Here is a 2297-nt window from a genome sequence, read left to right as displayed (position 1 = left end):
AGCACCGGCATCGACACCTGCGTCATCACATGCCCATTGACCAGACCCAACGTCCGGCGCCGCGCCTCGTCACGGCCGGTGAACCACGGCAGATCCGCCGGCAACTGCGCCGGAAGGACCGCGGTCGCACCTGGGGCTCGACCGATGTGCATCCCGCGCGGAGGCGCGCTCGGCGATGGCGGCTCAGCCGCACCGGACGAGATCGGTCCGGCGACGTTCAAACCCAAGACCATTTGGTACGCCTCGCGGAGCTCCTCACCCGGGTCCACACCTAGCTCGTCGGCCAGCCGTCGGCGAGTGTTGTGATACAGGGCGATCGCTTCGGCCTGCTGTCCGTCGGCCGACAACGACAGCAGCAGCTGGGCTTGCAGTGCTTCGTCCAGCGGACGGTGTTCCGCCACCCGCCGCAGCACGGGCAGAACCGACCGGGACCGTTCCAGGCGCAACGCCAAGGAGGCTGCCTCCCGGGCCAGTTCGGCGCACTCGTGATCGACGACGCTGAATGCCAGGTGGTTGTAGGAGGCCAGCTCGGAGGCACCGCCACACGGTCCGCGCCACAGATTGAGGGCGCTCTCATAGGCCGCCATCGCCTCGGGCAGCCGCCCGGCGAGTTCGTCCGATCGCGCCCGCTCGGCCAGGTCCCGCAGTCGCAGCAGGTCGAGATTGTCCGAGTCGACCCGGATCCGGTAACCAGCAGCGTCGCCCAGCAGCCAGCGCCCCGCCGACCTGGCCGGCAAGCCGGGTTCGAACAGGCGGCGCAACGCGCCGATATAGCGGTGCACCACGTTGACGGCGCTCTGCGGCGGCCGCTGGTCCCACAGCACTTCGACTATCTCAGCGATGCCGACGGGTTGTCCGGCATTGGCCAGAAGCAACGCCAGAATCAAGCGCTGCTGGCGGGCTCCGAGGTCCAACTCCTTGCCGTGACGCCAGATCTGCAGCGGCCCGAGTACGCCGAAACAGAATGACATTTCGCCGCTGTTGGTCGAAGGCACAAGCTCAACCTCCTACGTGCACTAACGGATCCCGAAAGAAGTGGACGATGGTGGTGGTGGTGCCTTCGGCGACAGCAGGTCGCTATTGATCAGCCTGGGCGGCGCCCGACATGGCGAGCCGGCATGCCGGGCAACCGTCCCGGCCGATCAGCGGGTGGTGGTACGGGCGGCGTCGACGATCATGTCGGCCACCGCCTTCGGCTCGGAGACCGTGACCGCGTGCGAAGCGTCGATCTCCACAACGCGCGACTTGGCCCGCTTGGCCATGAACCGCATCGAATCTGCCGGGATAGCCAAATCCTGCCTGGTGATCAGGAACCACGACCGGATCGACTTCCACGCCGTCCTCGTCGCCTTCTCATCCAGCGCCGCACTCGTGATCGGCCGCTGCGTCGCCGCCATCAGGACCGTCTCCTGACGCGGCACGTCAGCCGCGAACACCCGCCGGAACTGATCCTGCTTGATGTACAGGTCGGTTCCCGTACCGGCACCCGGCACCGTCACCGGTACCTGGTTCAGCGCCTCCCCCAACTGACCACCCGGGAACTTCGCCGCCAGAGCCGAGGTGCTCTCCCCCTTTTCCGGGGCGAAGCTGGCGACATAAACCAGCGCCTTGACGTCGGCGTCGCCGTCCGCGGCCTCACTCATCACCGAACCGCCATACGAATGCCCGGCCAGCACAATCGGCCCCGTCACCCCGGCCAGCACCGCCCGTAGATACTCCGCGTCCGTATGCAGGCCCCGCAACGGATTCGCCGCCGCCACCACCGGATAGCCATCCCGCTGGAGCCGCTTGATCACCCCGTTCCAACTCGACGAGTCAGCGAACGCGCCGTGCACCAGCACCACAGTCGGCTTCTTCGCCGACGGCCGCGACTGCGCCACCGCACCGGCCGATCCGGCCACGAGTGCCGCGACCGCCACCCCCACGGTCATGGCGGTCCGGAGCGCAACTCGCTTCGGCTTACGAGTGATATCGAACTTCATGAGAGATGTCCTTTCAGGTGAAATGAAATCTGACGGGATTCAGATGGCGGCGGCGGCTCGGAGGATGACCTCGGTCACCGCCTGCGGCTGCGATACCGGCAGGGCGTGCGATGCGCCGGCGATCTCGACTGTCTGTTGCGCGTTGGCCCGCTCGGCCATGAAACGGAACGTCTCCAGGGGGATGGCCAGGTCCCGCTCCGGGGAGATGAACCAGGACGGGATGGTCTTCCACCCCGGCTCTCCCGAGGCCTCGTTGAGCGCCACGCTGTTGAACGGCCGCTGAGTGGCGGCGGCAAGCGCGGCTTCGGCGGCCGG

Annotated in this window: 3 protein-coding genes; all 3 read right to left on the bottom strand. The window is 67.5% G+C overall.

Annotated elements, in window-relative coordinates; genetic code table 11:
• Window positions 1-971, bottom strand: a 971-nt coding sequence (locus B0I29_RS44985; RefSeq protein ID WP_220091620.1) for an AfsR/SARP family transcriptional regulator, incomplete at its 3' end; no start/stop codon positions are given.
• A 171-nt stretch (window positions 972-1142) separates the two neighbouring features.
• Entirely contained in the window at window positions 1143-1844 is a 702-nt protein-coding gene (locus tag B0I29_RS44980; RefSeq protein WP_311733600.1) for an alpha/beta fold hydrolase, read from the bottom strand.
• A 177-nt stretch (window positions 1845-2021) separates the two neighbouring features.
• The coding region (locus tag B0I29_RS44975) for an alpha/beta fold hydrolase (RefSeq protein WP_146617129.1) at window positions 2022-2297 on the bottom strand (276 nt) is incomplete at its 5' end.

It is taken from the genome of Actinoplanes lutulentus, assembly GCF_003259845.1.
Classification (GTDB): Bacteria; Actinomycetota; Actinomycetes; order Mycobacteriales; family Micromonosporaceae; genus Actinoplanes; species Actinoplanes lutulentus.
This window is presented reverse-complemented; position numbering and strand designations above follow the sequence as displayed.